Genomic DNA, 5,651 nt, shown 5'->3' with positions numbered 1-5,651 from the left:
CATCGCCAGCCTCATCCTCTGGCTCAACCACGATCCACAAAACAGGCCCTAGGCCGGCCTCTATGCCGATCAGCGGACGCCGCAGGAGTCGCACCGCAGCGTGCCGATCGAGCACCTCTCCCGCCTGGTCGGACACAAGAGCACGACCGTCACGGAGAAGGTCTACCGGCAACAGACCAGGCCGCGACGGACGAGGACACGACGGCCATGGACCGGTTCTTCCCCGAGCTCATCGAGGAACCGCCGTCAGGCAGTCGGGCTCGGATCACTTCGGAGGTCGCCCAAGCCCATTCGGCCCTCACACTGCCCGGAATCTGATTTCCGGCTCCCGACCAGCGGAAAGGTCCATCGCCTTCCGTGGTTCGGACGACCGCGAATCCGTAGGCACTCCGCTCCGGGCGGAATGAAATTGGACCGCGAACCTGCCGGCCCTGAAAACACGGGGCCGGCAGCCTCACGGTGCGACCCGTCCGGTAGAGCAGGCGCCGGGACAGCGTATCCACTTGCCGTTCCGTAGTGAACACGGACGGTCTTCTATGCCTGCATCCAAAGGATGCGGGGGCAACTCAAACAAGAAGGGGGAGAGGTGCGTGTGTGCAGCAGAACTCCCAAGGAATTCTAATATTGCAGTTTTTGCGTTGATTATTTCAATTGCCCTGGGCGTGACGGCGGGCACCGTTCAGATCGCCTTGGGACTGGTTGGCAGGGTCGGCCCGTTCACGGCCGCTCTCTGGGTCGCGATAGTCGGCATCGCGCCATTGTTGATCACGTACAGGCCGTCCTTGCGGGCGGGTTGGCCGATCTGGCGATCGGCGCTGATTCTGGGGCTCTGCCTTAGCGTGGGGTTCGTCTCATTTCAGTATTCCATCCGCATGCTGCCCCTCGGGATCGCGCTGGCGGCCTTCTATGTCGGAGGCCCGATGCTGCTCGTCACCATCGAGATCCTGAGGTCCCGCCGGTGGCGGGACCTGGTGTGGCCGGCGGCGGGTTTCTCCGGTGTCGTCGTGCTCGCACCTTCCTGGGAAGGCGAGATCAACTACTGGGGATTCGCTGTCGTTGCGGTTTTGGCGGCGAATTTCCTGGTCGGCATGAAAATGATGTCCAGTATCAAGAAAAGCGACATCACCACCTGCACGACTTTGGCAAGAATCCCTAACATTCTCCTTATGTTCGTGTTGGCTTCACTATGGGAGGGGTCAGACGCGGTCTTCGGTCTAGACAGGAATGATCTATCGATCTTCCTGGCGGCAGGGGCGCTGACCTTCCTGTCGACGGTGTTATCCAACGTGGCATGGCAGCGGGGAATCCGCCCCTTCGCCGTGGCCTTGTTGAATCCCACCGAACCTGCGTGCGGTGCCATCCTGGGACTGATCGCAGGTCAACAGCTGAACTGGGCGTCCTGGATCGGCATTTCCATGGTCACGGCCGCCGGCGTCGGCGCTGCGATCAGTCAGCACAGGAAGTGACCTGGCTGACTCCGCATTTGCGGCGGGGAGGACCCAACCTCCCCGCCGTCCACCGACCCGGCTGCTGGGCCTTCTGTGGGTTCCGTGGGTTCTGCGGAGCTCCCCGGGCCGCCCGACCCAGGCCACCACGCGGCCAGCCCGGCGCTGGGCACCGCTGGCCGCCTCGCGTAGCAGACCGGGTTGAAAACGGTTTCGATGACGGCGTGCTCTAGCGTGGTGGGTGGAGCCCACGTTCCTGGCCGTGCCATTTGATCTCTAGTCGGATGAGCAGGTCGCTCGGTATCGGCGGTTCCGTGGTGAGATGAGCATCGCTGAGCTGGAGCAGCTCTTTTGTCTGGACGCCGCGGCGTTGGCGGCTGCCTGAATATTCACCTCCCGCACCGACCTCGTCGACGTCCTGGTCCGCGAATCCATCGACGACCGGCACATGCGCACATGCATCGAAGTGATCACCACCACAACTACGCCCGAGCCTCAGCGGCCTCGACATCTACCAGGCGAGTGCCGGAAAGTCCGCCCGTTGGCGGGAAGACGGCTACGATCATCGCGTTCATGTCTGATCATGTTCGGGAGGGGCACATGGTGGGGATCCGGCCCTTGGCTCTTGGTCTGCTGATGGCGCCAGTACTCGGCCTAGCGGCCTGCTCGGGCGGCGACAGCAATTCCGCCGCAGAAAGCGCGGGGAGCGGCGCAAAATCGCAGCGTCCCTCACCGGTACTGCCCTCCTTCAGGGGAAAGACGCTCGACGCCGTCAGCGGCGAGTTGCAGCGTTCCTGGCCCGCCTACACCAGCGCGTTCAGAGCCCTTCCCGACGGTCACCTGTTCGACGGCGAGTCCTACTCCGGTACCTGGGTCGTCTGCACGCAGGTCGAGGACCCTCAAGGGAAGAAGGTGGAGCTGGGCTTCCTGCCCCCGCAGGTGCCCTGCCCACCCGACGGCCGCGTGACCACCTGGCCCGTCGTGCCCAACTTCGTCGGCAAGACGGGCACTGACGCAAAGCAAGCCGCCCTGCGGCTCGGTTTCCCGCTCGTCAGCAGCGAGCCCCTCGTGACCGAGGGATACGACGACAGCTCGCATCTGGAACGTACCGTCTGCACCCAGGACCCGCCCGCCGGCCAGAGCATGCGCCAGCACTACGGCACGACACTGAGTCTGCGGGTCGCCGACAGCAAGGGGTCGTGCACCCCGTAGCTCCCTCGCCCGCGGGCCTATGGATGGCCTCCGCCCGCTCCGACGAGGCCGCAGGGCGGCGGGCGGCGCCCGGTACGGGGATCGTGAGGTGCTGGCGGCGATCATCTTCGTGGCCACCACTGGCTGTACGTGGCAGCAGTTGCCGTCGGTGTTCGGGCCGTCGGGTCCTACGGCGCACCGGCGCTTCACCGAGTGGACGACCGCGCGAGTGTGGGCCAAGCTGCACGGCGACAAGGGCTACGACTACGCCGACCCGCGGCGCTGGCTACGCAGGCGGGGCATCACCCCGCGCATCGCGCGCCGTGGCATCGAGTCCTCCGACCGGCTCGGGCGCTACCGCTGGGTGGTGGAGCGGACGGTGTCCTGGCTGAGCGGCTGCCGCCGACTGCACCGCCGCTACGAACCCAAGCCAGAGCACTTCGTGGCCTTCGTCGCCATCGCCGCAACCCTCATCCGCCACCGCCGACCAGCCAAATGAGATGACTTCTTAGGGGAAAAGACCTCGAGGAGGTGGACGCCCTACGACCAGGGCAGGGTCGGCTTTAGGGTGATAACCTTGCCTGCTCTACTGTCCGGAAGTTCATGGAATGGGCGCACGGACCGGCGGGCATCCGGTCGGCTCTGCGGGTTCGTGGCGCAGGGCGCGAATGGCAGGTCAGAGTTAATGCACGCAAAGGAGCCGACGGAAGCCCGCATCGAGGACGCGGGGAACGTCCTGGTCGCACCTGCGGCGTTGCACGACGATGACTCGATCAGAGGCTTCTTCGGTTCAACGATCACGCCGGAGGACCTTGCCTCGGGTTCGCTCGACCTCGCGCAGAAGACCGTCTATCTGTGCGGCGACGTCTCCGGGATCAGCGGCCGCCGGCTGTACGCGGCGGCACGGGTGTTCGTCGTCCGGGAGCTGTCACACGGTTACCGCGAGGGCGCCGACGGACCTTGGGTCCCCGTCGGCCTCGGCAGGCTTCCCCTCCGTGTCCACGGCGCCGGTGTGTACTACCGCCGTTTCTTCGACCTCGACGGCGATTACTTCGACCGGATCTGCGCGGAGCACGAGTTCCAGTCTTTGACGGAGTCCACGAAACCTGGAACAGCCCATCGCAGCGGAATCTATCTGACGCCCGTCACCCAAAGAAGCGACGGACTGCATTTCCGCCTGCTCCGCTGCTCCACGAACCTCTCAGGGCCGACCGAGGGTTTCCGGCCGACCGACACGAGCATCGTCGAGGCCCTGAACGGCGAGGCCGCCGCCGTCTTCCGGAACCAGGCGCCGCTGAATCACGTCCTCGCCCAGATCTACCACAACACTCCCGCCGCGACCGAGCGCAAGCAGTCCAAGGCCAAGATCTCGGCTCATGCCGACAAGACCAAGGACATGCCCGTCAACGGCATCATGGCCTTCTGCACCTTCTATGACCGGCTCGACCGATTGCGCCCGCTCGCCGAAGACACCTTCGATTACGGCGTGAAGGGCACCAGCGGGCTGACCAGGCTCCACTTTCGCCTCAAGGAGCCGACCGGGGAACGCGACGGGGTCGCGCTCCCCCAGCAGTTCACCCTCACTCTCCACCCCGGCTCCGTGTTCTTCATGCCGCTGTCCACCAACCGCCTCTACACGCACGAGATCCGACCCTCGGCGTTGGACGCCGGGCTGCTTCCGACCCGTCTGGGCTACGTGGTGCGCTGCTCCAGCGCCGAGGCCGTCCACAAGGAAGGCCAGACGTTCCTCAAGCTGGACGAGGGGCTGGCGAGGCTGGAACCTCCGACGCCGGAAGGCATGAACGAGCTGCGCGGGCTGTACGCCGAGGAGAACAGGACCACGTCCTTCGTCGACTACGGCGACGAGTTCCTTTTCAGCATGAACAAGGGAGACTACGTTGCCCCCCGCATCTGACATCTCCGATGAAATCTTCTCGTGCACCTTGCCGGCCGAAACGGATCTCTTCGCAGAACTGTCCGCGTCGGCTCGCCTCGAGGACGTGGGAAAAGGGCGGCGCGGCGCCACGCTCACCAGGATCGACGAGGCGGGCGGCGTGCCTCTCGTGCGCACCACCACTCGCTACAGCAGTCCGGCGCAGCGTTTCCGGGCGGTGCACGAACGGCTGGCGCAGCGGATCCAGCAGTGTGCGGCGCTTCCGGTCGCCTTCAACAACGCTCTCATCGAGAGCTACACGAACGCCTACAAGACGATGGGCGGCCACTCCGACCAGGCCCTTGATCTGGCCGACGGTTCGTTCATCGCCGTCTTCTCCTGCTACGAGCGTCCCGAAGGGAACCCGCGCAGGAAGCTGATCTTCGAATCGAAGGTCTCCGGTGGCGGAACGTTCGAGATGCCCCTCGCCGAGAACAGTGTCGTCGCGTTCTCCGTCGACTCGAATCGGCGATTCAAGCACAGGATCGTGCTGGACGCGTCCGCCCCGCCGGCGGACAACCCATGGCTGGGTGTGACCTTCCGGACGTCGAAGACCGTCGTCCGGTTTCGCGACGGACACGTCTACCTCCCGCAGGGAGCGCGCCTCACGACGGCCGACGAGGAGCAGAGGCGCGAGTTCTACCGGCTGCGGCGCCGTGAGAACAGCGAAACGGACTTCGCCTACCCCCTGCTGACCTACACCATCAGCGAGAGCGATCTGATACCGCCCGTCTGAGCGACCGCCGCCCGCCACTCGGCATACGCCCCGTGAAGGCCGGATGGAGGCGGGCTTCTTCCCGGGGTCAGCAGGAACACACGTGACGCCCCCAAGCCCAAAACTCCAAGCTGCCTGAAATGCGCGGGTCCAGTCCTGGGCGATCGTCAGCGCCTTCGCGCTGGCTATCGCTGGTTGTCGCCGTTGCAGCCGGCGGCTGCTACCGTCGCGGTCGATCATGGCCCGTAGACGGTGGGGTTGCGGGGGTCGTCGAAGCTCTGGACGTGCGCGATCCGAAGACCACGTCGTTCATAGGTTCATCCTTCGTTCTTGTCTGGTCGCCTCGCCTTGACCTGGTGTCCGGACG

The 5,651-nt window shown here is 65.2% G+C and carries 4 protein-coding genes and 1 pseudogene; all 5 read left to right on the top strand.

Features of this window, described 5'->3' with window-relative positions; genetic code table 11:
- Window positions 1–590: 590 nt before the first annotated feature.
- The 5 genes and pseudogenes from AB0C69_RS37155 to AB0C69_RS37135 all read left to right on the top strand — a co-directional run bounded on the left by AB0C69_RS37155 (window position 591) and on the right by AB0C69_RS37135 (window position 5,305).
- Window positions 591–1,466 carry a hypothetical protein gene (locus AB0C69_RS37155; RefSeq protein WP_360360346.1) on the top strand — a complete coding sequence of 292 codons (876 nt, stop codon included), beginning with the start codon at window positions 591–593 and terminating at the stop codon, window positions 1,464–1,466.
- A gap of 552 nt (window positions 1,467–2,018) precedes the next feature.
- Window positions 2,019–2,657, top strand: a complete 639-nt coding sequence (locus AB0C69_RS37150; protein ID WP_360360343.1) for a PASTA domain-containing protein — start codon at window positions 2,019–2,021, stop codon at window positions 2,655–2,657.
- Between the two features lie 30 nt (window positions 2,658–2,687).
- A pseudogene (locus AB0C69_RS37145) lies at window positions 2,688–3,135 on the top strand (transposase); the annotation flags it as partial.
- Between the two features lie 186 nt (window positions 3,136–3,321).
- Entirely contained in the window at window positions 3,322–4,551 is a 1,230-nt protein-coding gene (locus AB0C69_RS37140; RefSeq protein WP_360360340.1) for a hypothetical protein, read from the top strand.
- Window positions 4,535–5,305: an alpha-ketoglutarate-dependent dioxygenase AlkB gene (locus AB0C69_RS37135; protein WP_360360337.1), complete on the top strand. Its 771-nt coding sequence runs from the start codon at window positions 4,535–4,537 to the stop codon at window positions 5,303–5,305. Before AB0C69_RS37140 ends, AB0C69_RS37135 begins: the two co-directional genes overlap by 17 nt.
- Window positions 5,306–5,651: the final 346 nt, after the last annotated feature.

The organism is Actinomadura sp. NPDC048032, assembly GCF_040653175.1.
Taxonomy (GTDB): domain Bacteria; phylum Actinomycetota; class Actinomycetes; order Streptosporangiales; family Streptosporangiaceae; genus Spirillospora; species Spirillospora verrucosospora.
Note: the sequence above shows the minus strand (reverse complement) of the source record. Positions and strands in the feature narration are given on the sequence as shown.

Coding starts and splice junctions, on each gene's coding strand:
- AB0C69_RS37150 (WP_360360343.1), top strand. CDS start 2,019: ATGTCTGATCATGTTCGGGAGGGGCACATGGTGGGGATCCGGCCCTTG.
- AB0C69_RS37140 (WP_360360340.1), top strand. CDS start 3,322: ATGCACGCAAAGGAGCCGACGGAAGCCCGCATCGAGGACGCGGGGAAC.